Source organism: Evansella sp. AB-rgal1 (genome assembly GCF_041820985.1).
Lineage (GTDB): Bacteria > Bacillota > Bacilli > Bacillales > Salisediminibacteriaceae > Evansella.
Genome location: NZ_JBGUAU010000017.1, coordinates 42,084 through 67,556 on the forward strand (window position 1 = coordinate 42,084; position 25,473 = coordinate 67,556).

The following is a 25,473-nucleotide window of genomic DNA, read 5'->3' on the forward strand; positions in this document are numbered from 1 at the left end:
GGGCTGAACCTATTAAGTTCAACCCTTTTTGCCAATGATACCAATTATTACACGTGCTTATTTAATAGTGTAGCAAGCTGCTCTTTTGGTTGGAAACCAACAACTTGATCAACAACTTCACCGTCTTTTAAAACAAGTAATGTTGGAATACTCATAACTCCAAATTTACCAGCTGTTTCTTGGTTGTCGTCTACATCTAATTTAGCAATCTTTACTTTGTCTCCCATTTCGCCATCAAGTTCTTCTAGAACAGGTGCGATCATTTTACAAGGTCCACACCAAGGTGCCCAGAAGTCAACTAATACTACACCTTGACTTGTTTCTGTTGCGAAAGTTTGATCAGTTACGTTTACAATTGCCATTATTATTCCTCCTCTTAATTAAAAAACAACTTTTCCTATATCAGGATTATAACACCAGTTTATAACATTCAGTTAGTGAACTGCTTATAGATACCCAATTTTTCCTAACGTTCACATTCCTATAGTAACTAACATACCCTTTCAAAGCAAAAAAAATGCTTGAGAGATGGATGAAATGGAAATTAACAGAGCTTTATTTTCCAAAACGAACTGTAGTTTAATCTCAAACGAAATGAACCGCTGGCTGTTTTCGAAAGTGCACTTTAAGAAAAGCGCAAGGCGCCCGCTATCGGCTAAATGCAAATGTTCTGGACGATAAAAAGCGCTTTTTACTTTTAATCGGCCAGGTTATTTGACACGAGCCATGGCGCCTGGAGCTAGATACCTTTCAAAGTCCATAATTTTATACTCCCTCATCTTTTATAGAAAAACACTCTTAGCATGAAAGCTAAACCTTCATGCCAAGAGTGCCCCTTATAAAAGTTTAAACCAACACCTTCTTAAACTCCTCTGTTAATTTAGGTACTACATCAAATAAGTCTCCTACTATTCCGTAATCAGCAATTTGGAATATCTCTGCTTCTGGGTCTTTATTAATTGCAACAATGACTTTAGAATTGGACATTCCAGCAACGTGCTGGATAGCACCACTAATACCTACTGCAATATATAAGTCTGGAGTAACAACCTTTCCTGTTTGACCAATTTGCAGAGCGTAATCACAATACTCCGCATCACACGCTCCCCTGGATGCACCTACAGCACCACCAAGGACTTCTGCAAGCTCATCTAGGATTTTAAAGTTTTCCGCACCTTTTAAGCCACGACCGCCAGACACAATGACAGATGCTTCAGAAAGGTCCACACCTGAAGCTGTATTTTTCACAACTTCTTTAATCATCGTTTGTAAATCTTTCACATCTACTTCAACACTCTCCACTTCGCCACTTCGACTTTCATCTTTTTCCAAGGCAGGAATGTTGTTCGGTCGAATAGTTGCAAAAATCAAACCATCCTTAACAACAACTTTCTCGAAAGCTTTTCCTGAATAAATTGGACGAGTGAATAATACCTCTTCACCAGCAACCTCTACTGAAACCACATCAGATACAAGCCCTGAGCCAATTCGAGCTGCTAGTTTTGGAGCAACATCTTTCCCAATGGAGGTGTGCCCCAATATAATACCATCCGGATCTTCTGACTCCACAACTTGTTGGAGTACTTGAGTATAACCATCCGGAGTATATTGAGCTAACTTATCATTTTCTACTGCAATAACTCTATCTGCACCAAAAGCAATAAATGCCTCTCCTAATTGATTCACTTTTTCTCCTAACAACAGACCAACAACTTCACCATCAGATGAAATTTGTTTTGCTGCAGCAACTGCTTCAAAACTCACATTCCTAAATTCACCGTCTCGTACTTCTGCAACAACAAGTATTTTTTTCCCCATATGGATCATCCCCTCCAGTTATATGACTTTTGCTTCCGATTTCAATAAAGATACTAACTCCTTCACTTGATCATCTAGTTCACCTTCAAGTATCTTCCCAGCCTCTTTCGCAGGAGGTAAATAACGGTCTACCGTTTTTGTTTTTCCTTCAACATCCTCTTCTTCAAGGTCAAGATCATCTAAATCCAATGTGTCCAAAGGTTTCTTTTTTGCTTTCATAATTCCTGGTAAGGAAGGATACCTTGGTTCATTTAACCCTTGTTGCGCTGTTACTAATAACGGTAACTTTACTTCAATAATTTCTTGATCCCCTTCCACATCACGTTCAACAGTCGCAACTCCACCATCTATCTCTAACTTTACAATCGATGTAACATGGTTAATACCGAGGGCTTCAGCTAGTCTTGGTCCAACTTGCCCGGAACCTCCATCTACAGCAACGTTTCCAGTTAATATGACATCCACTTCTTGGTCTTTAAAAAAAGCAGCTAACATTGCTTGGGTTGAGTATGCATCCCCATCTTCTACATCTTCATCCTCTATCAGAACCGCTTTATCTGCCCCCATTGCCAATCCAGTTCGTAATTGCTTCTCTGACTCTTCATCACCAACTGTTACCAGCGTTACCTCTCCTCCATGTTCCTCTCGTAACTGGATTGCTTCTTCGATGGCATATTCATCATAAGGGTTAATAATGAACTCAGCACCATCTTCCACAATTTCTCCACTTTCAATCTGGATTTTTTCCTCGGTATCAAATGTTCGTTTTAAAAGCACATAAATATTCATGCATTTTCCCTCCCAAATTCAGTTAAATTATGAAACTATTATTATTTGAAATTCGGTTTTCTTTTTTCCATAAATGCAGAAATACCTTCTTTGGCGTTTTCTGTTACTGCCATTTCCCCAAATGTTACTGCTTCTTTTTCCAATATATCCTCTAAAGAACCCTCTCTTGATTGTAAAAACAAGTCTAATGTTCTAGCTACGGATTCTTTGCCTTTCTTTGCGAGAATATTAGCAACCTTCATTGACTCTTCTAGTAAAACATCCTCAGGAAATGCCCGATTTGCTAAACCTAATTCAACTGCTTCTACTCCAGATATTGGATTTGATGTGAGTATCAATTCTAATGCCCTCGATCCAACTAGTTTTTGCAATCGATAGGTTCCACCAAATCCAGGGATTAACCCTAATTGCAATTCAGGTAACCCAAGCTTTGCGTTTTCTGCTACAAATCTTATATGTGTTGCCATTGCTAATTCTAGTCCACCGCCTAACGCTGCTCCATGAATGACGGAGATAACAGGCTTTGTAAACGCTTCAATTTTATTAAACACCAACTGTCCTGTTCGAGACATGTTTTGGAAAACCTTACTCTCTGTTACTTTTGTAAACTCCTTTATGTCTGCACCAGCAGCAAAGAATCTACCTTCTCCTAGCAAAACTACTACTTTTACGTTATCATCTAGGGCTAGTTCATCAAATAAGGTGCCTATTTCTTTAATCATTTCTTGTGTTAATGAATTAGCTGGCTGATGATTTAACGAGACTATGGCGATTGCCTTCTCCATGCTACATGTAACATATTTTCTATCCATAATGTTTTCCCCCTTTCTTCTATATTGGATTTCTACCCTGAAAATACGTGTTCTCAATTAGTGGTTAACTTATCTAGTATTGCTAACTTTGTTATAAATTATTCCATTCGCTCCAGTCCACTCCTTTCCTGTGGGGAGTTGCCGAGCCACCTTCACGACTACGTCGCTACGGTGTCTCGCCCCTACTCTGCTTCCCACTGGAGTTCGTGGATTTGCGCTCATTGCATATACAGTTATTGTTACTAATATATCTAATAAAGTTTTTCCATCCGCCATGGTGCAAATTTTTACTTGCATCGAGGTCTACCCTGAAAATACGCGTTATCAGACTAATATGAAAACTAACTTTGTTGTTTGTATTCCATTCGCTGCTGCCCACTCGCTGTCCTGTGGGGAGCTGGAGAGCCGTCCTCCAATTGGCCTAAGAGCAGCCCACGTCCTGTGGGCAACGGCGCAATTTCGCCATCCTGGCTCCAGCTCTGCGGGGTCTCGCCCCTGTCTAGTTCCCACTGGAGGGAAATGGGTTAATGTCTTAACCCATTTAGCAACATTTTGTTTAACGGTTTTGCTAGTGGTACTAGTTCATAGCGGTGGTCTTTCATCACCCAGTTCGTTACCACTTCATCTATTGCCCCAAAAATAACCTGTCTAGCTAAGCGAATATTTAGTGTTTCAGGAAAGAAACCTTTTTCAATCCCTTCTTTTAAGATGGAATCAATTAGTCCTAAGTATCCTTTTAGCACATCATTAATTCGTATTCGTAATTCTAAGTTCGATTGCCTAAGTTCTAACTGTGTAACTAAAGCTAAATCATAATCAGACTCTAAATGCATTAAATGCATCTCAATTAACTGCAATAGCTTCTTTTCTATTGATTCTTCATGTGCTATATGATCTCTAATTTTTTCTACGAAAACTCCCATTTTTTCTTCAAACAAGGAGATTAAAATATCTTCCTTATTTTTAAAGTATAAATAAATGGTTCCATCCGCTACTCCAGCTTCTTTTGCTATTCTTGAAACCTGTGAGTTGTGATATCCATTCTTTGCAATCACTCTCACGGCAGCATCAATAATCTGATCGTATTTTTGTCCTCGTTTTTTTCCCATAATTATCTCACTTCCTCAACTTCACTAAAAATGAATGATTACTCATTCATAAATTCATTTTAGTTTATCTTTTTATTATTGTCAAATACAGAATGAATTATTTTCCTAATATACTAGGAAAATTCCGCTAATAAACTGTACAAATGATTTTACAGTACATAAACTATAGTAATCTTGAAGAAAGGTGGTGAAAAAGTTATAGTTCACCTATAACGTACACCATGATCTTCATCTTAACATTAGTTCTCTTTATTTTACTTGTCATCGTTTTAATGTCCGTTTACTATAAATAAGTGAACTTGTTTATAATGGATAAAAGAGGTTAAATCCAAAGGTTTTTTCCTTTGATTTAACCTCTTACTTATTCCCTATAAAACTTCATTATCCTGCTTCCGAATTTTTCTTTTTCTCTTCCTCCACAAGAACACGACGAAGTACTTTACCAACCATCGTCTTAGGTAACTCATCACGGAACTCATATAGTCTTGGAATTTTATACGCAGCCAAATGTGTTCGACAAAACTCCTCAATATCGCCTTCAGATAAACTACGACCATCCTTAAGAACAATAAATGCTTTCACCGTCTCCCCACGGTATGGATCTGGAACACCGATCACACAAGCTTCTTGTATATCTTCATGCTCGTAAAGAACTTCCTCAATTTCTCTCGGATATATATTAAATCCCCCTGCAATAATCATATCTTTCTTTCTATCAACAATATAAAAGAATCCATCTTCATCCATATAGCCCATGTCTCCGGAAAGGAACCAATCACCTTTAAAAGTTGCTTGAGTATCCTCCGGTTTATTCCAATAACCTTTCATTACTTGTGGACCCTGTATCACTATTTCTCCAATTTCATTTGGCCCTGCAAAATCTCCCGTTTCCGCAGATAAAATTGCAACATCCGTATCAGGCCAAGGTAATCCAATACTTCCTGTCTTTCGATGTTCCCAAATTAGATTTGCAACAGCTACGGGGGCTGTTTCTGTCAAACCATACCCCTCTACGAGTCTTCCTTTCGTTGCTTCTTCAAATTTTGTTTGTACCTCAAGAGGTAATGGGGCCGATCCACTAATACAAGCCTTAATAGAAGAAAGGTCATGCTTCTTTATATCAGGATGGTTTAACAACCCAATATACATGGTTGGTGCCCCTGGATATAAAGTTGCTTTATGTTTTTCTATCGCCTTTAATATATCCTTTGGTTCAAACTTAGGCATAATTATCATTTTAAAGCCCAATCGAATGGAGAGGTTCATTACCGTAGTCATTCCATACACATGGAAAAAAGGTAACGCAGCGAGAATAACTTCTTCCCCTTCTTTCATGTCATACATCCATACCTGACATTGCTGTGTATTTACAACAAGATTGTAGTGGGTTAACATTACTCCTTTTGCAGGCCCTGTTGTTCCACCAGTATATTGCAATAGAGCTAAATCTTCTTTTGGATTTATTGTAAGTTCAATTTCTTCCGCAACACCTTTTTCGATTACATCAACAAAGGAGTGCAATCTTCCGTTATATTGCAGTTCTACTTTAATTCCAGTATTCTTCTTCTGAATAAAAGGATAGATCAAGTTTTTTGGGAAAGGTAAATAATCCTTAATTCCTGTTACAATAATGTGCTCCAAGTGGGTTTTTTCCTTCACTTTTGCAACTCTTGGATAAACAAGATCCAAGCAAATCATAACTTTAGCACCAGAATCAATCATTTGGTGTTCAATTTCTCGTTCCACGTACAACGGATTCGTTTGAACCACGATTGCACCAGCAAATAGAGCTCCGTAATAAGAGATAACCGCTTGTGGGGTATTAGCTAACATAATTGCAACTCGATCCCCTTGCTCTACACCGAGACTTCGTAATTGATTTGCCAACTTTAACGCGGACTCATATACCTCAGAGTAAGTAAGTTCCTTCCCCATAAAATGCAATGCTACTTTTTGAGGATATTTTTCCGCTGCACTCTGTAAGTAACTTTGCAATGAAGCAACTTCGTAATCCACCGACTTAGGAATTTCTTTCGGATAAAACTGATACCATGGTTTTTCTGTCAAAGTATCCATACCCATCTCCTCCCTTTGATATGACCGATCCTTTTACTTTTTTCCAATGAAAAAAAGTACAACTACTAATTTTCATCGAAAGGCATTAATCCCTCTGTTTCTATTTTAATGAAAACGCATACAAATTGGAACTGTTTTGTTTCAATTTTTTGAATTTTTTACGTTTGATCTTGACATATATTATTTATATAGATAAAAAAATCAAAAAATAACCTAAACAAGAGAAGTTTCTGCTTGATTAGGTTATTTTGAAATCATTTGATGTCACATTGCGATAATGGATTATTAAAGGCGGTCAAATTCCCACTTGCTGCATTTCATTTAGTCGATAGAATTCCCCTTCTTTTTCCATCAATTCTTGAAAAGTTCCCATTTCAATGCAACGTCCGTTCTTCATGACCACGATACGATCAGCATCTCGAATAGTAGAAAGTCGATGAGCTACAATAAATGTTGTACGACCTTTAATTAATTGTTTCATAGATTGTTGAATAAGATATTCAGAATTGTTATCTAGAGCGGAAGTTGCTTCATCAAGAATAATCACATGTGGATTACGGATAAATGCTCTAGCAATAGCAATTCGCTGTCGTTGCCCACCAGATAAACGCCCACCATGTTCTCCGATTTTCGTATCTATTCCATCTGGAAGATCGTCTATAACGCTTTGTAAATTTGCCATTATAACAGCTTGCTGCACTTCTTCCTCTGAAACTTTTGCAAGACCATAAGTAATATTTTCTTTAATCGACCCTGAAAACAAAATCGTGTTTTGAGGTACAACAGCGATTTGTTGTCGATAATTCATTATGTCCATTTCATCCATAGGTATGTTATCAATGACAATTCTCCCACTAGTAGGCTGATAAAAACCAGTTGTTAGATTTAATATCGTGGACTTTCCTGCACCTGATTCTCCAACAAATGCAATACATTCTCCAGATTTCACATGAAGATTCAAATCACTTAACACATGCTTATCTGTATCACGGTATTGAAAATACACTTTTTCAAAAGTAAATTGTCCAGCTAAGTTAGTTACTTTTCTCTTCCCTACATATTCTTCGTTTTCATTTGCAAAAAGTATTTCTGAAACAGAATGGATAGATTCGAACCCTTTCGCTAATTGTGGATATACATTAATAAGAGCAGTAATCGACATAAGAATTTGCGCAAAGTACGCCTGATACATCACTACATCTCCAACAGGAATTTGACCATTATAAGCTAAGTAGATGGTAAAAAATAAACACATTACCTGAAAGAGCTGAAAGGATACCCAATTAGAGGAACCAAAAAACGCCTCTACTCGGTCAAGCATATAACCCTTTCCTCTCACATTATGAAGCATTGAATCTATTTTATTAATCTCCACCTGCTGTAGTCCATGCGCCCGTGTAACAGGGATCATCTCCACGGTTTCTGCAACTTGACCAGACATTTCTTCAATTTCTTTGCGGAATTCTCGATTTCTTCTACGGATGATTCCACGGAAGAAATAAACAATAACAATAGAAATAGGAATTGATAAAATAAAAAAGCTAGCTACAGTAAAACTTCTATTCAAAGTTATGATAATAGCCACGAGAACATTTAAGACCGCTGGGAGCACACCCACAATCATTTGCTTCGACATAATTTCAATCATTTCCACATCACGTAATACCTTCGCTTGAAGTTTCCCAGAGCGTAGTTCACTATGATAAGAGATGGATAAATGTTGAAGCTTTCTAATAAGTGTACTCCTTAGACCTGCCTCTACATGGCGAATAGCCTTGCTCATAAAACTGATATGTAGAACATGAGTTGGTATATTTTGAATGATTACAACAGTGATTAATATTCCATTGATCCAAAGTATAGATAGATCCTTTTCTCCTGGATCTGCAACGAAGTTTATTAAGTTTGCTGTGACAATAGGAAGTACCCAGACAGGTGAATGCTTAAATAGATAAAAGATAACAGAGATAAATAGCTTAACAAATTGCCCTTTATACAACATGTGTAGTACCCGAAAAGAGCGACCTTTCATATTTGCATTCTCTTCAAACCTTTTTTCAAAATCAAGGGATACTCCTTTTTCTTTCATTGTGCCATCTCCTATGCTCAAATTCTTGAAATTAACTACTTAAAACGTTACTAATCACACACTAATCATATTACTTTATGATAATCCTATTTTATACATACCACAATAGAAAGTAGCTAAGATCGGGAGTGGGCTGACACGAATGGAATAAAAACCAACAAAGTTAGTAATATTTGATAGTTTAACTCCACTTGATAACGCATATTTTCAGACATATAAAAAAGACCAGGCTTTTATTAAAACCTGGCTTACTAATTTTTAATTCCAAGGAAATACTTAATTTTTACGCAGCATAAAACCAAAAAATGAATCCAGCAATAATAAATCCTGCACATATTACAATCAAAACTTTCCATAACGTTTCCATATCATCACCTATACTTTTTTATCGCATTCTTATCTTTTTATTCTATCATTTTTTTGCCAAACATAATGTAGTAGATTATCCCATACATTTCAAGGAACTAAAGAATAGTTACTCCAATAATGAAAGATAAAGATACAGAAAGAATAAAAGAGATTAGACCAACAGCTCGATTGTCTTGTTGTAACTGTTCATCTACTTTAAAACCAGGTGTTAAAAATTCAAAGATAAAATACACAAATACCAACAATGTAAATCCAAAAGTTCCCCAGCCAAGCATAGCAATGACAGAATCGTTATGTAAGATGGAATAATGAAATATATTCGCTATACCAAATATTTTCCCTCCTGTTGCCAATGCTACTGCCACATTTCCATTTTTTATTTCTGTCCATGTTTTGTATTTAGTAACTAATTCAAATATAGCCAAGTAAACAATTAATGCAATGACTACCACGCTATACATACCCGCAGTATACATATACTCATGTTGAAAAAAACTCCCCATAAAATTTCGTCCTCTCTATTTCAAGGTAACGACTGTAATCCCAGAGCCACCTTCTCCGGCACTCCCCATTCTCGTCTCATTTACATTTCGATGTTTTTTAAGAAGCTCTTGAACACCTTTGCGTAAAGCCCCTGTTCCTTTACCATGAATAATGGATACTTGGTGATATCCAGCTAAAACAGCATCATCTAAATACCTTTCTACTTGGAGCATGGCATCTTCAAAACGCTCACCACGTAAATCTAACTCTGTACTAACGTGTGACTCTTTCCCTCTCACAGTCGCTAATGGATTTTTCTCCACTTGTTTTGGACGATCAATATAAAGAAGGTCATCCTTTTTTACCTTCATTTTCATCATACCTAGTTGAACGAAAAATTCCTTTTCATTTACTTGCTCCACGATATGACCCTTTTGATCAAAACTAATAACTTTCACTTCATCTCCAGGGAGAAGCTTTTGATTTTTTGAAATAACTTTCTTTTGTTTATCTTTACTATTTTTATTAACGAGGTTGGGTTTCGCTTCCTCTAAACGTTTCTTTGCTTCAATTAATTCATGATCCTTTATATTCGGATTATTCTTCTGTATGTCTCGTAAATGTGAAATGATTTCTTCTGCTTCGTCTTTTGCTTTCTTTAATGATTGTTCTGCTTTTTCTTCAGCAACTTGTAAAATTTTCTGTTTTTCTTGCTCAAGCTTTCCAAATTCTCTCTCCAGATCTCGATGTATTCGTTCCGCTTCTTTTCGGAGTAGTTCCGACTGTTCCATTTCTTGCTCTGCTTTTTTACGACTATCTTCTAAGGAAGCAATCATATTTTCCACTTTGTTCGTGTCAGCGGTTATGTGACTTTTAGCCTCTTCAATAATATCATCACGCAACCCTAATCGTTTACTTATGGCAAAAGCATTACTTCTTCCTGGTACTCCAATAAGTAATCGATACGTTGGACGAAGTGTTTCTACATTGAATTCCACACTTGCGTTCATGACTCCATCTCGATTATATGCATATCCTTTTAATTCACTATAATGCGTTGTTGCAATAACTTTTGCGCCTACCTTGTAAACGAAATCTAGGATGGATATAGCTAATGCAGCACCTTCTGTAGGATCTGTACCCGCTCCCAATTCATCAAATAGCACAAGGGATTGAAAGTCCACACGTTCTAGGATATCGACAATGTTTGTCATGTGGGAAGAAAATGTACTTAAGCTTTGCTCAATAGACTGTTCATCCCCTATATCTGCGAAGATTTGTTGGAATACAGCTGCATCGGACCCTTCTTCACAAGGTATTTGTAAGCCAGATTGTACCATTAACGTAAGTAATCCAACTGTTTTTAATGTTACCGTTTTTCCCCCAGTATTTGGCCCTGTTATTACTAAAGAGGAATAATCCTTTCCGATTTCAACATCAATCGGTACAATTTCTTCCTTTGGAATTAATGGATGTCTTGCTTTGGTCATCTGAATGTAGCCATCTTCATTTAACTTGGGTTGAGTTCCATTAATTTCATTACTGTAATGAGCCTTGGCAAAAATAAAGTCTACTTCCGTCATAATTGAAACAACCGTTAATAACTCTTCAGAGCTTTCTGCCACAACAGAAGTTAGCGCTTGTAAAATTCGGTTAATTTCTTGTTTTTCTTTCATTCTCGCTTCTCGAAGTTGATTATTAATTTGAACCACTGCATTCGGTTCAATAAATAATGTAGCACCAGATGCGGATTGATCGTGAACCATTCCACCGAAATGTCCTCGATACTCTTGTTTTACAGGAATAACATATCGTTCATTTCGAATCGTAATAATGGCATCCGACAACATTTTTCTCCCACTAGAAGATCGAGTAATACTCTCTAGCTTGGAACGAACACTAGATTCATGAGAGCGAATAGTTTGACGAATACTCCGAAGTGTAGGACTTGCGGAATCTAATACTTCTCCATTTTCGTCGATGGATTGCTTTATTTCTCTTTCTAAGTCTGTGAGTGGAACAATGTCATTTACTAGCTCTGGTAAAATTGCTAACTCCACTTCATCTTCCATAAGAGATTCAATGAAGCTTTTGAATCGACGACTTCCATAAATTGTAGAAGCGATATCTAGAAGTTCTAATTCATTGAGCATCCCGCCTATTTTTGCCCGCTTCACAGATGCTCGAATATCGCGTATTCCACCTAACGGAGCTTGTCCACGTAATCGAAGTACCTTAGTTCCTTCATACGTACTGTTTTGTCCGTGCTGTATTTCTTCAAAATCAAATGATGGAGTTAATTGTTCCACTTTTTGTTTCCCTAAAGAGCTACTTGCATGATTAATAAGTTGTACTTTCATTTTGTCATATTCTAAAATGCGACAAACCCTTTCTAACACAAGGGTCACCTCCGTTATTGTCACCTACGTTTATTTAAAAACTCTGTAAGTTTTTTTGTTGACCATGTATTCACTACATTTTCTTTTTTTAGCCAGCCACGCCTTGCTGTTTTCACACCAATACTCATATGATCTAACGTTTCATAACGATGTGCATCCGTATTTACTGCAATTTTAGCACCAGCTGCTTGTGCTTCTTTCACCCACTCTGCCGATAAATCGAGTCGATTTGGATTAGCATTTAATTCGAGAATCGTATCCGTTTTAAGAGCTAATTCAATAAGTTCTTCAAAATCCACTGGATAGCCTGTACGGCGGCCAATGACTCTTCCTGTTGGGTGAGCAATCATATCCACATGAGGATTTTCCATTGCATTTTTTAATCTCTTCATGATTGTTTTTACATCCTGCTGAAATCCTGAGTGAATCGATGCAATCACAAAGTCTACTTGCTCTAGCAGTTCGTCCTCATAATCTAGACTTCCATCTGGAAGGATATCCATTTCAATTCCTGTAAACACAGTGAAGTTTTTTAGACCTTCGTTTATTGTACGGATTTCCTCGTGCTGACGTTTCAATCGTTCTACTGTTAATCCATTTGCTACTTTTAAAAACTTTGAATGGTCTGTAATGGCAATATGATTATACCCTCGGTTTCGGCATGCTTCAATCATTTCTTCAATAGAATGTGCACCATCACTCCAAGTAGTATGCATGTGTAAATCAGACTTTATATCCTCTTCTTCCAGTAGCTTATGTTTTTTCTCAAAAATAGAAATTTCCTCTTTCCCTTCCCTAACTTCAGGAGGGATATATTGCAATCCAAAGTGTTTGAAAAAGTCTGCCTCGGTTTCGAACGTTTTTACTTCTTCCGTTTCTTCTATTTCTACGCCATATTCACTTATTTTTTCTCCTCGAGCTTTTGCTCGTTGGCGCATCATCACATTATGGTCCTTGGATCCAGTGAAGTGATGAAGTGTTGTTGCAAACTCATCGTCTTTCACCATTCGAAAGTCAGCTGGTACAATTAAGTCATCAAACTGAAACTCAACACTAATTTTCGTGTCTCCATGTCCAATAACACCTTTAATATTTTTTATTGCAACAATTTGTTCTCCAACTGCCGTGGGATCATCCGTAGATAGTATAAAGTCTAAATCCTTTACCGTTTCTCTTCCTCTTCGAAAGCTACCAGCTAATTCATATCGGATAATTCCTTCTATCTCATTTAGCCACGATTTCACTAACTCTGCTACAGGAATCATCTGTGCAATTGTCAAACGCTCTGGCCGTTTTCCAAAGTCTTGCAATGCAGCCAGGATTTTCTCTTCTGTTTTTTCACCAAAACCAGCAAGCTTTTGAACCTTCTTATCTTCACATGCTTTTCGTAATGTTTCCACGTCCACTACTTGAAGTTCCTGATATAGCTTTCCTATTTTTTTCCCACCTAAATTAGGTACTTTTAATAGGGGAAGTAGGCCATCAGGAAGTTCTTCCACTAATTTGCTTAATAGGTTGGCTTGACCAGTATCTATTAACTCTTGGATAATTGCTCCTGTTCCTTTTCCGATTCCTTGTAGTGCGGCAGGATCCTTTATTTCTTCTATTGTTCGTTCATCTCGCTCTAGTGCGTTTGCTGCTTTACGATAGGCCGAAACTTTAAAGGAATTCTCCCCTTTAATCTCTAAATACACTGCAATCGTTTCAAGTACTTTTATTATTTCTTTTTTATTTAACTTCGACAAGACAGCTCACCTCGATATCCATTCTCTATCACTAGTATGCCAATTTTATGTCCTTGTAACATCATATCCTTATATAGACTAGCTTCGCAACCGTTATGGGTTTGTTAATAGGAATTCCACTTGCCCTGTAGGAGCGGCATAACGCCAACTTCGGTCTCCCGACAAAATGCAACTTTTCACGACAATAAAAAGTGCTTTTACTTTTGTTATTGTGGTCGAATTGATGGAGCCTGGAGCTAGACAACTTTTTAAGTCAAAAAAAGTTATTCTACACTTTAGTCTTTTGTGAAGGTAGCATTCTTAAAGTATGAAAAAAACTTCTCGAAAAACGAGAAGCTCCTTTACATAGTATCCAACCAAAGCTCTTTAATTTGATTAGAAATTACTGGTGTATATTCAAATATCATTTGAGCAAACGACGAATTTTGAATCGTTTCTTGTATTATCTCAATTTGAAGTAAAGCACCTAAATGTAATAATATTACAATAAATAACAATCCTTCGATGAATCCTAAAATCCCACCGAGCCATCGGTTAATTGCATTGATGATAGGCAAGTGTGCTAAGAAATCAAACAGAGACCCTAATATTTGTAAAACAATTCTTGAACCAATAAACAAAATTGCAAAGGCGATACCATTATAGTAAACCTCTTCAAATGCAAACGCTTCAACTAATAGAATCATGCCTGATTCAGAAGAAAACTGTGGGAAAGGTATCCACAATCGTATGTAGTGAGCAACATCCTGATAATACAAATAAGCTATGGCGAAGGATGCGATAAAACCTAGTAAATGAATTATTTGTAAAATGAGTCCACGGCGAAAGCCTACGAAAAAACTCACTACTAAAGCAAAAAACAATATAAAACTAAGCATCTTTAAGACTCCCCATCTTTCTTTTCAGTATCCAGTTTTTCTAATAATGCAAGATAATCATTTCCTATGTTTACTGCTGTTAGTACAGCTAATTTATTTGAATCTAAATATGGATTGTTTTTTTTTATTTCTCTCATTTTTCGATCGACGAGCATAGCCACTTTTTTTACTTGTTGTGGGTTTTCCTCTCCGACGATGGTGTATTGCTGACCATAAATTGAAACACTCGTTCGACGTTTTTCGTGTTCATCTTCCACTAACAAGGCCTCCATTCGTCATAGAAATCCTAATCTATATCATACCACGATGGACGAAGGATGGAAATATAAAGATGATAGATTTGTGAAACTCTATGCAATACTTAGTAGAAACTAGATTTTTTATAAAAGAAAACACGTCCTTTGCAATCCAAAAAGCCACTCGTTTTCAGCATGACCCGATAATAACTCTGACAATATGTTTGATACGTGACTACCACTGAATAGTTGGCTATACTGAATGGTAGCCGAAAATAATACTCCCGAATGAAAGGATGGATGGCATTGAGCTATGAAGTGTTACAAGTATCAAAGGATGTTTTGCAAAAAATCAAGAATCATTATCTATCGGATTTAAAGAGCCAACCACCTCAAGGAGCTGTTTTTGCAGCAAAAACAGAAGGATGCTCTATTACTGGATATAAATCAGGAAAGGTGTTATTTCAGGGGAAAGATGCAACAGCAGAAGCTAGTAGATGGAGTTCAAGTAATACCGCATCTGCATCAAAATCTAAGACTGCGTCTAAATCAGTAGACGATCATTCCTATGCACCTCCAAAAAATGTGACAGATCTTGTTTTGTTAGGAAGTGACGAGACAGGTACGGGAGACTATTTTGGGCCAATGACAGTTGTTTGTGCACATTTGAGCGCGGAGCAAATGAAAACGATTGAGAATTGGGGAATTCGAGATTCGAAAAGTATTAATGATAAAGTAATTCAAGAGCTAGCTCCTAAACTAGTGAAAGAATGTACCTATAGTTTACTCGTGTTGAAAAATGAAAAGTACAATGAGTTACAGCAACAAGGGATGAATCAAGGTCAAATGAAAGCACTGCTTCATCATCAAGCAATAACAAAAGTAATGGAGAAATGTGGAGCTGATATTTCCTATGATGGGGTCTTAATCGACCAATTTGTTCAACCTGATACATATTTTAAGTACTTACGTTCAAAGGGAAAAAGCTGGACATCACCAAAGCCTTTATATTTTGCTACGAAGGCGGAGAACCTTCATCCCGCAGTAGCCGCAGCTTCGGTTATAGCTCGTTATTCTTTCTTAAAAGAAATGGATAAATTAGAACAACAAATTGGAATGCCATTACCAAAAGGTGCAGGCTCCAATGTGGATAATGCTGCAAGAGAGATCCTGAAAAAGAAAGGCAAAGACATATTATATAGCTGCACAAAGTGGCATTTTGGAAATACGAATAAAGTTTTATAAAATTTTCATTCTCGGTTACTTTATAATAAGTTTATTTTCTTAAATCATTTGGACTGCATATCCAAATGATTTTTTATTTCTCTGTAATTAGAAAAAAGTGCGACTTTTTCACTCTTCACCCGTTTTATATATAAATGGTCTGGTTGTGGCGGATTAGTGATAAACAGTTATTCATTTTTACAAGATTCTTATTACAAATAGATAAGAAGGAGAGGATGGCTTGAATAATGATATGAATAAACATAAAATCAATGCTTGGTATGACGAATACAGCAATGATATACATCAATATATTTCCTATATGATCAATGATCATTTTCATGCATTGGATTTAACTCAGGATACTTTTTTTAGAGCCTATTTGAATATCACTTCCTTTCATGGTGAAAAGCCTAAAGCTTGGTTATATTGTATTGCTAGAAACTTAACTATTGATTATATACGAAAAGAAAATAGTAAAAAACTAATTATCAAAAAACTTATTCCTAACAAAATTACTTTAAGAACTCCTGAGCAAATAGCTACCCTAAACGAAAGTGAGCACGAACTGTATGTTAGCCTACAGAAATTAAAACGAAACTATCGCGATGTTATTATTCTAAGAAAGATACAAGAACTGTCAATTGAAGAAGCTGCCTCCATCCTCGGATGGAGCAAAAGTAAAGTAAAAACAAATCTTCAAAGAGGACTTCAAAGCTTGAAGAAACAGATGGAAGAAGGAGGCTATTTACATGAAACGAGTGGAACCTAGAAGTGAATGGGATGATCAGTTTCAAGGATTACATAAAAAGGTCACACTCCATAAAAAGGAAAAGGCTACTCTTTTATACAAATTAAACTCTCAAATAACAAGAATGGAAAATAAAACAAAAACACATCAGCGCTTTACCTATTATGCGGTATTAACTACAAGTTTTTTATTACTATTTATACTCTTATCACCATCATTCATAAATTATACACATGGTTCGGGGGTGGAATTGACAGGATTAGGCGTGAATTTTTCAAAAGAGACTGCCATTCCTTTCATTCTTCTTCTATTATTTAGTACCCCAGGCTTTATCTGTTTCTATTATGCATTTAAGCCTCACGAGAACGATGATGATAGTTTTCTTGATTTATTTGGCTATGAAATGTCTGTGACATTGCTGTTTATTTTTATTTTATGGATCTGTAAAAAACTATTTGGTCCTTCACAATATGTTACAATTTTTCGAATAATTGTATTTTTACTAGGCTTAACAGTCTTTTATCTTATTTTCGTTTTTTGGCAAAGTATGCTTAAGTAACAGTAAAAACTACTTCACTTCTAAACTTCTATACGTTTTTTCAATTTATCGTTGAAAAAATAGTAAGGGAGAAGAAAACCTATCTCCTCTCCCTTATTTGTTCGTTACAGCTTCCCGTTTTTAATTATATTTCTCATATTTAGGTTCGGATAGCCTTCTTCTTCATATTGCTTTATGACTTTTTCCAGATCGTATGTAACTCGGTGAATTCCTATTGTAAATCCCTCTTCTTTTACTTCTACAATAGCATAAGAAGATTTCGCTAGTCCATCAAACGGAAGGCCAACACTCCCAAGGTTTGCAACTGCTTTACCATTAATAAAGCGAACGTATGGATGGTGAATATGCCCGTATAAGAATATATCAGCTTTATCATTCTCCAATAATTTCGACTGTATCATCTCAGTATCATCAGGTTTGACCACTTCAAATAAACTGGTTGGTGTTGCGTGAAAACAATGAATTGTTACAGTATCATTTACTGGAAGTAGATAATAGGTTGGTAGATTTTTTAGATAGTCCAAATCACTCTCATCTAATTTACTAGTTATCCACTCACGTTCTTCTCTCATTCCTTCTAAAACTGCATCTGGTACTTCTCCCTTATTTACTCCTCGTACTACCCACTCATCAGCATTTCCTTTTAAAACAATAGTGTCTAGGGAGCGAATAATTTCGAGAGAACGTTTTGGTTCAGGACCTCGATAACATATATCTCCTAAAACAACGATTTTATCTACTTCTTTTCTTTCAATATCCTTCAGTACTGCTTCTAGTGCAACCGCATTCCCGTGTATATCGGAAATAAAAGCAAGTTTCATATGAAAACCTCCTTATATAAATTTCGATGTAACATTCTTTGGTGAGTGATATCTTTGAAACTTCATTATTACCTACATCATACTATTAATTTGTTTACTTTTTAAGGGGTGCTCTATAGAAGCATGAAGGAAAACTTGGCATTATCGCTAAGTTATTTTTGGGATTGTCTTACATTTATTATACTTTAATCCTTTTGTGTTAAAGTTAACCACCGATTCCCGTTGCTACCTTCTTACCTCTTCTTCGGGAATTCAACTCGTCCTTCAATTCCCGTTGCTACCTTCCTTCCGCTTCTTCGGGAATTCAACTCGTCCTTCAATTCCCGTTGCTACCTTCCTTCCGCTTCTTCGGGAATTCAACTCGTCCTTCAATTCCCGTTGCTACCTTCCTTCCGCTTCTTCGGGAATTCAACTCGTCCTTCAATTCCCGTTGCTACCTTTCCTACTTCTTCTTGTGCCGTGTAGTTGCGAAAAAATCTTCGTTCAGGTCTTATAAGAAAAGCGCACCAATTCCGCCTAAGTTCGGTCCACGTCCTGTGGCCCCAGCTCATGTCGACAACCTGTCTCCTGCCGAAATACAAATATCTGACAGTTAAAAGTGCTTTTTTTATTTACACGAGGGGATAGCTCCTGGTCTATACAGTAAAAAAAATTTTATACTTTCTGCTTATAATGTAAAAAGGCGCGTGAATTCACGCGCCTTCCTAATTTCGTTTCTTATAGTATTTCTTTAAACATTGCAATTACTTCTTCTTTTGTAGGAATGAAAGGATTACCTGGTGCACAAGCATCTTTCATAGAGTTTTCTGCTAGTTTGTCTAGGTCTACTTCCGTTACTCCTAGCTCTGAAAGTTTCGTAGGAATTCCTACTTCTACTGATAGAGCTTTGATTGCTTCTACTGCTTCCGTAGCACACTCTTCATCTGTTTTATTTGCAACTTCTAAGCCCATCGCTTTTGCAATTGCACGGAATTTTTTAGGATCACGTTTCGCATTTTCTCTTTCCACGATCGGTAAGAGCATTGCGTTACATACACCATGTGGTAAGTCGTATACTCCACCTAATTGGTGAGCCATTGCGTGTACGTATCCAAGACCAGCATTGTTGAATGCAATTCCTGCTAGGAACATAGCATATACCATTTGCTCACGTGCCTCAATATCGTTACCATCTTTCACCGCACGTGGTAAATAGTTGTTGATAATTTCTACTGCCGCTAAAGCGGTAGCATCAGTTACAGGATACGCTCCTGGAGTAACAATTGCTTCAATCGCATGTGTTAAAGCATCCATTCCTGTTGCAGCAGTTAAATCTGCTGGTTTCCCAACCATAAGCTCAGGATCGTTCACAGAAATAGTCGCTAAACTATTACGGTCTACCATTACCATTTTTACTTCTCTTTCTTCATCCGTAATTACATAGTTGATAGTATATTCCGCAGACGTACCTGCAGTTGTATTTACTGCTACAATTGGAACAGAGCGGTGTTTTGTTTTTGCAACACCTTCAAACTCACGTACATCTCCACCATTTGTTACAACAAGACCAATCCCTTTTGCTGCATCTTGCGGTGATCCTCCACCTACAGAAACAATAAAATTACAATTGTTTTCATTATATACCGCTACACCATCATGTACATTTTTCGTTGTTGGATTCGGTTTTACATCATCATATACAACAAATTCTACTCCAACTGCAGTTAGTTGATCTAACACTTTGCCAGCAATACCGTTTTGATTTAAGAACTTGTCTGTTACAACCAACGCTTTATTTAACCCTAATTCTTGAATATAGGGACCAACTTCGTTCAAACAACCTCTCCCCATTAAGTTCGTTGCTGGTACATTAAAAACTCGTGCATTACTCATGATAACTCCTCCAATTCAACTATATTTATGCTCAATAATTCACAAGTGTTTGGAAAACAATTACGAATTCTTGAATCTAGTTTCATTATACAAAGTGTAAATATTTCCTTCCATGAAAAAAACAGTAAAAATCTCACAAAAATGTCCGAAAGTCGTACAGATTTGTGAACATGGTATCCGTTCCCTCAACTTAACGATCTTGTCCCGGTCGTTAAGAAATAGACCCAAATAAGAAAAGCGCCTGGAGCTAGACACCTTTCTAAATTCAAAAATTTTTTATAAATTCTTATCTTTTAAAAAAGGTATATCAAAAGGAGCTACCACCGCTCCTTTTGATACACTTTCGAGTACAAAACTACGATCTTAGCTTTGCACCTAATTTTTCTTCTACTCCAGCTAACACACTACTGTGTACTTTTGTTACTTCTTCTTCCGTTAATGTCTTTTCTGGATCTAGGTAGCGGAGAGAGAATGCCAACGATTTTTTCCCAGCTTCCATATGCTCTCCTTGATATAAGTCGAATAGAGCTACGTTTGTTAAAAGCTTGCCACCAAACTCTCTAATTACCTTTTCCACTTCTCCCGCTTGTACTGCTTCATCAACTACGAGAGCAATATCACGGTCCATAGCAGGGAAACGAGGAATAGCCTGGTAACGAATTGGTTCTGTTGATACTGTTACAAGTTCATGTAAGTTTAATTCAAACACATATGTTTCTGGTAGTGACCATTCTTTCGCAACAGATGGATGTAGTTGACCAAGTACCCCTACTTCTGATCCATTCATTAGAAGTTTTGCTGTACGGCCCGGATGGAAGCCTTTTGCTTCCCCTTGAACAAATTCAGCACTCTCCAGAACATTCAATTGTGCTAGTAGACCTTCTACTACACCTTTCGCAACAAAGAAATCAACCGCTTTTTTCTCCCCTTGCCAGCTATGATCATGCCATAGACCCATAACAGCACCTGAAACATATGTTGTTTCTTTTGGTTGAGTCGTAACTTCTGCTTCCTCTGTTAAGAATACAGAGCCCATTTCATATAAGTGTACATTCAGATTATTACGGTTTTTATTATGACTTAATGCATCTAGTAAATGAGGAAGTAATGTTGTACGTAATGCACTTCTTTCCTCACTCATTGGAATGGCAACCTTTACTCGAGATACACCTTCCTTAAAATGTGATTCCTTTTCTGCAGTAGTTAATGAATAACTAACTGCTTCATGCAGACCTGCGTTTTCAAGAAAACGTCGAACTTTTCGTTTATTCTTTTGTACATCCGTTAACCCACCAGGTGTTGTGGGAGTGTTTGGTAACGTTGTAGGAATGTTATCATATCCGTACAAACGCCCTACTTCTTCTACCACATCCACTTCAATTTGGATATCCTGACGACGTGTCGGTACGGAAATAGTAAATACATCATTACTTTCTGAAAAAGCAAATTGAAGTTTTCCTAGGATTTCCTTCACTTCCGAAGAAGTAATCGATGTTCCAAGAACTCCATTAATTTTTTCTAACGAAATAGATATTTCTTTCGGAGTTACGTCTAACTCATTGTGTTCCACAACTCCTGACAATACAGTACCACCAGCAAGCTCTGCGATTAATGCAGCTGCTCGTAATCCTGCCTCTTTTACGCGACTAGGATCTACCCCTTTTTCAAAGCGCGCACTAGCATCACTTCGAAGTCCTAGCTCACGTGACGCTTTACGAATCGTTGTTCCTTTAAAGTACGCTGCTTCTAGTAAAACTGTTGTTGTATCGTTCCCTACTTCGGAATCAGCTCCTCCCATAACACCTGCAAGTGCAACAGGAACTTCCCCATTAGTAATTGCTAAGTAGTCCGATGATAATGTACGTTCCACATCATCTAATGTTGTCATATTTTCTCCTTGATTTGCACGACGGACAAGTACTTCCTTTGAACCGAAACGATTATAATCAAACGCATGCAACGGTTGTCCATACTCTAATAAAACATAGTTTGTTACGTCAACAACATTATTAAGTGGACGAATTCCTGCAGCCATCAATGTTGTTTGAAGCCATAAAGGTGATGGAGCAATTTTTACATCCTTAATCATGATTGCGCCATAATATGGATTATCTCCTACAGCATCTACTTTCACAGAAATATAATCCGATGCTTTTTCAGCACCTTCCTGAACGTTCACTTCAGGAAGCTTCACATCACGCCCTAAAATAGCAGCAACTTCATACGCCGTACCAATCATACTTAAGCAGTCCGCTCTATTTGCTGTTAAATCTAGCTCTAATACGGAATCATCTAAATTTAATGGGTGCATTGCATCTGTTCCAGGCGTCATTTCCGTTGGGAAGTTGTAAATTCCCTCTGCGTATTCTTTTGCAACTGTTTTCCCTTCAAAGCCAAGCTCTTGTAATGAACAAATCATTCCTTCTGATACTTGTCCACGTAACTTTGCACGCTTAATTTTCATTCCACCAGGTAAGCGAGCACCTACTTTTGCAACCACTACATATTGATCTGCACCAACATTCGCAGCACCACAAACGATCTGTACTGGCTCTTCTTCCCCAACATCTACTTTACACACGTTTAACTTGTCTGCTTCTGGGTGCTTTGTGCACTCTAGCACTTTCCCGACAACAATGTTCTTTACACCTTGATTCATTTCGTGAACGATATCCACTTCAACGCCACTTCTTGTTAGCTTTTCCGCTACCTCTTTTGGAGTTAAATCATCTATTTGAATATAATTTTTTAACCATTTATAAGATACAAGCACGGTTCTTCCTCCTTATAACCTTTATTAAACTCTCTTGAATTGGGATAAAAATCGAGTGTCATTCGTATAGAAATGACGAATATCATCAACGCCATATTTCAGCATGGCAAATCGTTCTACCCCCATACCAAAGGCAAAACCAGTATATTTTTCTGGATCAAAACCACTCATACGAAGCACATTTGGATGAACCATTCCTGAACCTAACACTTCAATCCAACCTGTCTGCTTACACGTACGGCAACCTGAACCTCCACAGATTGCACAAGATACATCTAGCTCTGCAGAAGGCTCTGTAAATGGGAAGTAACTTGGGCGTAGGCGAATTTCTCTTCCTTCTCCAAAATACTGTTCCACAAATTGCTCGAAGATTCCTTTTAAGTCACTCATTCGAATACCTTCACCTACAACAAGTCCTTCTATCTGCATAAACTGATGAGAGTGTGTCGCATCATCTTCATCACGACGATACACTTTTCCTGGACAGATAATCTTAACTGGTCCTCTTCCTTCATGCTTTTCCATCGTTCTTACTTGAACAGGAGAAGTTTGTGTACGTAATAGTAAATCGTTCGTAATAAAAAAAGTATCCTGCATATCTCTTGCTGGGTGGTCCTTCGGTAAATTCAATGCTTCAAAGTTATAATAATCTGTTTCAACCTCTGGTCCTTCCGCAACAGTAAATCCCATTCCAACGAAAACATCCTCAATTGTCTCAATTACAGATGTTAGTGGGTGGCGGCTACCTTTTTGCAAAGGACGTCCAGGTAATGTAACATCAATGCTTTCTTCTTTTAGTTTTGCAGCAAGTGCTTCTTCTTCTAGCTTTTGTTCCTTTTCCCCAATGGACGTAGCAACTGCTTCTCGTACCTCATTGGCAACTTGGCCAACCTTTGGTCTTTCTTCTGCTGGAAGTTTACCCATTCCTTTTAATACTTCCGTAATAGGACCTTTTTTCCCTAGATATGTAATACGAAGATCCTTTAGTTCTTTCACTGACGTAGCTTCATTTACTTTTGTAATTGCTTCGTCTTTAAGTTCTTTTAGACGATCTAACATGCTACTTCCTCCTTCATTTCATAATGTATTTATTGTCCGAATTTACGCACAAAAAAGAGCTTTCATTCCCAAAAGGGACGAAAACTCGCGGTACCACCCTTGTTAATGGATTTTTCATTCACAAAAAACCATTCACTCAAACGAAGATAACGGACTTCAAAACCGGAACACCTTTACGAAAGGAACTTTCCCCTCGTTTTCCCAGTGTCAACTCTAGAGCGAATTCAGCTGTTATCCTCATAAAAATGCTTTCAGTCTAAGGCATTTTCTCCCTGGATGAGTATAGTACAACTTACTACTCTCTTTCATCGTTTTTACTATTGAATATGTAACTCCTTAATTCTGCTAACATTATATAGTTTTTTTATTTATTTCGCAAACGTTTCATAAAAATATTGCTATTAACCACGTAAATGATACAGTAGTATCCCTGTGGCTATACTTACATTCAACGATTCCGCTTTTCCATGTATGGGAATATACAAGTTTTGGTCCGTCTGTGATAGAAGTGATTCCGTAACTCCACTTCCTTCATTTCCTACGATTAATGCAAAATTCTCTTGAGGTTCAATTGCATTATAGGTGCTTCCACTTAGTGACGTACCAAAAACAGGAATATCATGTTCCTTGCACAATTGGACCGCATCTTCTAACATCATTTTTTGAACAGGAATGTGAAACAATGATCCTTGTGTGGAACGGATAACCTTTCCATTAAATGGATCTACGGTACCTTCTCCAATGATTACACCGGTCATACCAGCTGCATCAGCAGTTCGAATCATTGCACCAACATTTCCAGGATCTTGTACTCCGTCAATTAATAAAAATTTCCCTGTCTCTAAAGGTACATTTTCTCTATCAGGTAACTCACAAATTGCTACAAACCCTTGTGGTGTTTCAGTTTCACATATCTCCTTTAAAACTTTACTTGTAACATAAACAAGTGGAATATTAGAAACCTTCCATTTTGCTGGAATATCCTTATCTGCATCAACAATAAGCTCTTTCATAGGCAGATGTGCACGAAAGGCTTCTTCAATAAGATGAATGCCTTCGATCATGAATGTTCCGGTTGTATCTCGTCCTTTTTTTGTATGTAATTTTTTCCATGATTTTACCTTCGTATTCTGTAATGATTCTATAATTTCCATTGTTCCTTTATGTACTCCCCTCTAATTTAACTCGCTTCCAACGAGTATTGTTATTCTCATTTTTTTCCTTTCCTCACATATTCATACCCTTTATCACTCATACTATAACAGAATACACAACCAAACTCGACTGGTTGGTTATCTAAGAAAGAAAGGGAGATGAAAATGAGCTTTAATTTACGTGGCGCAATCCTACAAAATGTTTCTGGAAACAGTGCTCAGGAAGTAGAAGATACAATCATGGATGCAGTACAAAGTGGTGAAGAGAAGATGTTGCCTGGTCTAGGTGTATTGTTTGAAGTTTATTGGAAAAATGCTAGTGAAGACGATAAACAACAAATAGTAAATCAAATTTCGCAGGGCTTACAATAAGATAATACTACACATTTTAGGATGACTTTCAGGAATATGAATAAAGGAAGGTTTATAAAACCCATCCTTCATTCATTTCCTCGAT

The 25,473-nt window shown here is 37.1% G+C and carries 22 protein-coding genes and 1 other annotated feature; of the genes, 4 read left to right on the forward strand and 18 right to left on the reverse strand.

The features are described 5' to 3' along the window. Window positions 1-47: 47 nt before the first annotated feature. The 13 genes from trxA to zapA form a co-directional block, all read right to left on the reverse strand. A complete protein-coding gene (gene trxA, locus ACERII_RS15260; protein ID WP_373643453.1) occupies window positions 48-362 on the reverse strand; it encodes a thioredoxin in 315 nt (104 codons plus the stop codon). A gap of 484 nt (window positions 363-846) precedes the next feature. Then, window positions 847-1,818, reverse strand: a complete 972-nt coding sequence (locus ACERII_RS15265) for an electron transfer flavoprotein subunit alpha/FixB family protein (RefSeq protein ID WP_373643455.1) — start codon at window positions 1,816-1,818, stop codon at window positions 847-849. 18 nt (window positions 1,819-1,836) lie between these two features. Next, a complete protein-coding gene (locus ACERII_RS15270) occupies window positions 1,837-2,607 on the reverse strand; it encodes an electron transfer flavoprotein subunit beta/FixA family protein (protein ID WP_373643456.1) in 771 nt (256 codons plus the stop codon). Window positions 2,608-2,648: 41 nt separating this feature from the next. Then, on the reverse strand, window positions 2,649-3,419 hold the full coding sequence (locus ACERII_RS15275; protein WP_373643458.1) for an enoyl-CoA hydratase: 771 nt from the start codon (window positions 3,417-3,419) through the stop codon (window positions 2,649-2,651). A gap of 69 nt (window positions 3,420-3,488) precedes the next feature. After that, window positions 3,489-3,716, reverse strand: coding sequence for a hypothetical protein (locus ACERII_RS15280; RefSeq protein WP_373643459.1), 228 nt, complete (start codon window positions 3,714-3,716; stop codon window positions 3,489-3,491). 227 nt (window positions 3,717-3,943) lie between these two features. Further along, window positions 3,944-4,528, reverse strand: coding sequence for a fatty acid metabolism transcriptional regulator FadR (locus tag ACERII_RS15285; RefSeq protein ID WP_373643461.1), 585 nt, complete (start codon window positions 4,526-4,528; stop codon window positions 3,944-3,946). Window positions 4,529-4,909: 381 nt separating this feature from the next. After that, complete coding sequence (locus ACERII_RS15290; RefSeq protein ID WP_373643464.1) at window positions 4,910-6,604, reverse strand: long-chain-fatty-acid--CoA ligase; 1,695 nt, start codon at window positions 6,602-6,604, stop codon at window positions 4,910-4,912. A gap of 295 nt (window positions 6,605-6,899) precedes the next feature. Continuing rightward, a complete protein-coding gene (locus ACERII_RS15295; RefSeq protein WP_373643467.1) occupies window positions 6,900-8,693 on the reverse strand; it encodes an ABC transporter ATP-binding protein in 1,794 nt (597 codons plus the stop codon). A 464-nt stretch (window positions 8,694-9,157) separates the two neighbouring features. After that, complete coding sequence (locus ACERII_RS15300) at window positions 9,158-9,565, reverse strand: DUF350 domain-containing protein (protein WP_373643469.1); 408 nt, start codon at window positions 9,563-9,565, stop codon at window positions 9,158-9,160. Window positions 9,566-9,580: 15 nt separating this feature from the next. After that, entirely contained in the window at window positions 9,581-11,944 is a 2,364-nt protein-coding gene (locus ACERII_RS15305) for an endonuclease MutS2 (RefSeq protein WP_373643471.1), read from the reverse strand. Between the two features lie 20 nt (window positions 11,945-11,964). Continuing rightward, a complete protein-coding gene (polX, locus tag ACERII_RS15310; RefSeq protein ID WP_373643473.1) occupies window positions 11,965-13,689 on the reverse strand; it encodes a DNA polymerase/3'-5' exonuclease PolX in 1,725 nt (574 codons plus the stop codon). Window positions 13,690-14,030: 341 nt separating this feature from the next. Then, a complete protein-coding gene (locus ACERII_RS15315; RefSeq protein WP_373643474.1) occupies window positions 14,031-14,567 on the reverse strand; it encodes a CvpA family protein in 537 nt (178 codons plus the stop codon). 2 nt (window positions 14,568-14,569) lie between these two features. Next, on the reverse strand, window positions 14,570-14,839 hold the full coding sequence (zapA, locus tag ACERII_RS15320) for a cell division protein ZapA (RefSeq protein WP_373643475.1): 270 nt from the start codon (window positions 14,837-14,839) through the stop codon (window positions 14,570-14,572). Between the two features lie 270 nt (window positions 14,840-15,109). Between zapA and rnhC the strand changes: the two genes are divergently transcribed. The 3 genes from rnhC to ACERII_RS15335 all read left to right on the forward strand — a co-directional run bounded on the left by rnhC (window position 15,110) and on the right by ACERII_RS15335 (window position 17,337). Continuing rightward, complete coding sequence (gene rnhC, locus ACERII_RS15325; protein WP_373643478.1) at window positions 15,110-16,048, forward strand: ribonuclease HIII; 939 nt, start codon at window positions 15,110-15,112, stop codon at window positions 16,046-16,048. Between the two features lie 220 nt (window positions 16,049-16,268). Next, window positions 16,269-16,799: an RNA polymerase sigma factor gene (locus tag ACERII_RS15330; protein ID WP_373643479.1), complete on the forward strand. Its 531-nt coding sequence runs from the start codon at window positions 16,269-16,271 to the stop codon at window positions 16,797-16,799. Then, the gene (locus ACERII_RS15335) at window positions 16,780-17,337 is read left to right on the forward strand and encodes a hypothetical protein (RefSeq protein WP_373643480.1); all 558 of its coding nucleotides are present in this window, start codon (window positions 16,780-16,782) and stop codon (window positions 17,335-17,337) included. Before ACERII_RS15330 ends, ACERII_RS15335 begins: the two co-directional genes overlap by 20 nt. Before the next feature lie 104 nt (window positions 17,338-17,441). Here the strand turns inward: ACERII_RS15335 and ACERII_RS15340 are convergent, their stop codons facing one another. The 5 genes from ACERII_RS15340 to ACERII_RS15360 form a co-directional block, all read right to left on the reverse strand. Next, on the reverse strand, window positions 17,442-18,158 hold the full coding sequence (locus ACERII_RS15340; RefSeq protein WP_373643483.1) for a metallophosphoesterase family protein: 717 nt from the start codon (window positions 18,156-18,158) through the stop codon (window positions 17,442-17,444). A gap of 717 nt (window positions 18,159-18,875) precedes the next feature. Further along, window positions 18,876-20,030, reverse strand: a complete 1,155-nt coding sequence (locus ACERII_RS15345) for an iron-containing alcohol dehydrogenase (RefSeq protein WP_373643485.1) — start codon at window positions 20,028-20,030, stop codon at window positions 18,876-18,878. Between the two features lie 355 nt (window positions 20,031-20,385). After that, window positions 20,386-22,803 carry a phenylalanine--tRNA ligase subunit beta gene (gene pheT, locus ACERII_RS15350; protein WP_373643487.1) on the reverse strand — a complete coding sequence of 806 codons (2,418 nt, stop codon included), beginning with the start codon at window positions 22,801-22,803 and terminating at the stop codon, window positions 20,386-20,388. Between the two features lie 24 nt (window positions 22,804-22,827). Beyond that, a complete protein-coding gene (gene pheS / locus ACERII_RS15355; protein ID WP_373643489.1) occupies window positions 22,828-23,862 on the reverse strand; it encodes a phenylalanine--tRNA ligase subunit alpha in 1,035 nt (344 codons plus the stop codon). A gap of 70 nt (window positions 23,863-23,932) precedes the next feature. Further along, window positions 23,933-24,180, reverse strand: a binding site (T-box leader). Window positions 24,181-24,263: 83 nt separating this feature from the next. After that, on the reverse strand, window positions 24,264-25,016 hold the full coding sequence (locus ACERII_RS15360; protein ID WP_373643490.1) for a TrmH family RNA methyltransferase: 753 nt from the start codon (window positions 25,014-25,016) through the stop codon (window positions 24,264-24,266). Window positions 25,017-25,181: 165 nt separating this feature from the next. Here ACERII_RS15360 and sspI point away from each other — a divergent pair, with 165 nt between their 5' ends. Beyond that, window positions 25,182-25,388, forward strand: coding sequence for a small acid-soluble spore protein SspI (gene sspI / locus ACERII_RS15365; RefSeq protein ID WP_373643492.1), 207 nt, complete (start codon window positions 25,182-25,184; stop codon window positions 25,386-25,388). Window positions 25,389-25,473: the final 85 nt, after the last annotated feature.

Coding starts and splice junctions, on each gene's coding strand:
- trxA (WP_373643453.1), bottom strand. CDS start 362: ATGGCAATTGTAAACGTAACTGATCAAACTTTCGCAACAGAAACAAGT.
- ACERII_RS15265 (WP_373643455.1), bottom strand. CDS start 1,818: ATGGGGAAAAAAATACTTGTTGTTGCAGAAGTACGAGACGGTGAATTT.
- ACERII_RS15270 (WP_373643456.1), bottom strand. CDS start 2,607: ATGAATATTTATGTGCTTTTAAAACGAACATTTGATACCGAGGAAAAA.
- ACERII_RS15275 (WP_373643458.1), bottom strand. CDS start 3,419: ATGGATAGAAAATATGTTACATGTAGCATGGAGAAGGCAATCGCCATA.
- ACERII_RS15280 (WP_373643459.1), bottom strand. CDS start 3,716: ATGCAAGTAAAAATTTGCACCATGGCGGATGGAAAAACTTTATTAGAT.
- ACERII_RS15285 (WP_373643461.1), bottom strand. CDS start 4,528: ATGGGAAAAAAACGAGGACAAAAATACGATCAGATTATTGATGCTGCC.
- ACERII_RS15290 (WP_373643464.1), bottom strand. CDS start 6,604: ATGGATACTTTGACAGAAAAACCATGGTATCAGTTTTATCCGAAAGAA.
- ACERII_RS15295 (WP_373643467.1), bottom strand. CDS start 8,693: ATGAAAGAAAAAGGAGTATCCCTTGATTTTGAAAAAAGGTTTGAAGAG.
- ACERII_RS15300 (WP_373643469.1), bottom strand. CDS start 9,565: ATGGGGAGTTTTTTTCAACATGAGTATATGTATACTGCGGGTATGTAT.
- ACERII_RS15315 (WP_373643474.1), bottom strand. CDS start 14,567: ATGCTTAGTTTTATATTGTTTTTTGCTTTAGTAGTGAGTTTTTTCGTA.
- zapA (WP_373643475.1), bottom strand. CDS start 14,839: ATGGAGGCCTTGTTAGTGGAAGATGAACACGAAAAACGTCGAACGAGT.
- ACERII_RS15335 (WP_373643480.1), top strand. CDS start 16,780: ATGAAACGAGTGGAACCTAGAAGTGAATGGGATGATCAGTTTCAAGGA.
- ACERII_RS15340 (WP_373643483.1), bottom strand. CDS start 18,158: ATGAAACTTGCTTTTATTTCCGATATACACGGGAATGCGGTTGCACTA.
- ACERII_RS15345 (WP_373643485.1), bottom strand. CDS start 20,030: ATGAGTAATGCACGAGTTTTTAATGTACCAGCAACGAACTTAATGGGG.
- pheS (WP_373643489.1), bottom strand. CDS start 23,862: ATGTTAGATCGTCTAAAAGAACTTAAAGACGAAGCAATTACAAAAGTA.
- ACERII_RS15360 (WP_373643490.1), bottom strand. CDS start 25,016: ATGGAAATTATAGAATCATTACAGAATACGAAGGTAAAATCATGGAAA.
- sspI (WP_373643492.1), top strand. CDS start 25,182: ATGAGCTTTAATTTACGTGGCGCAATCCTACAAAATGTTTCTGGAAAC.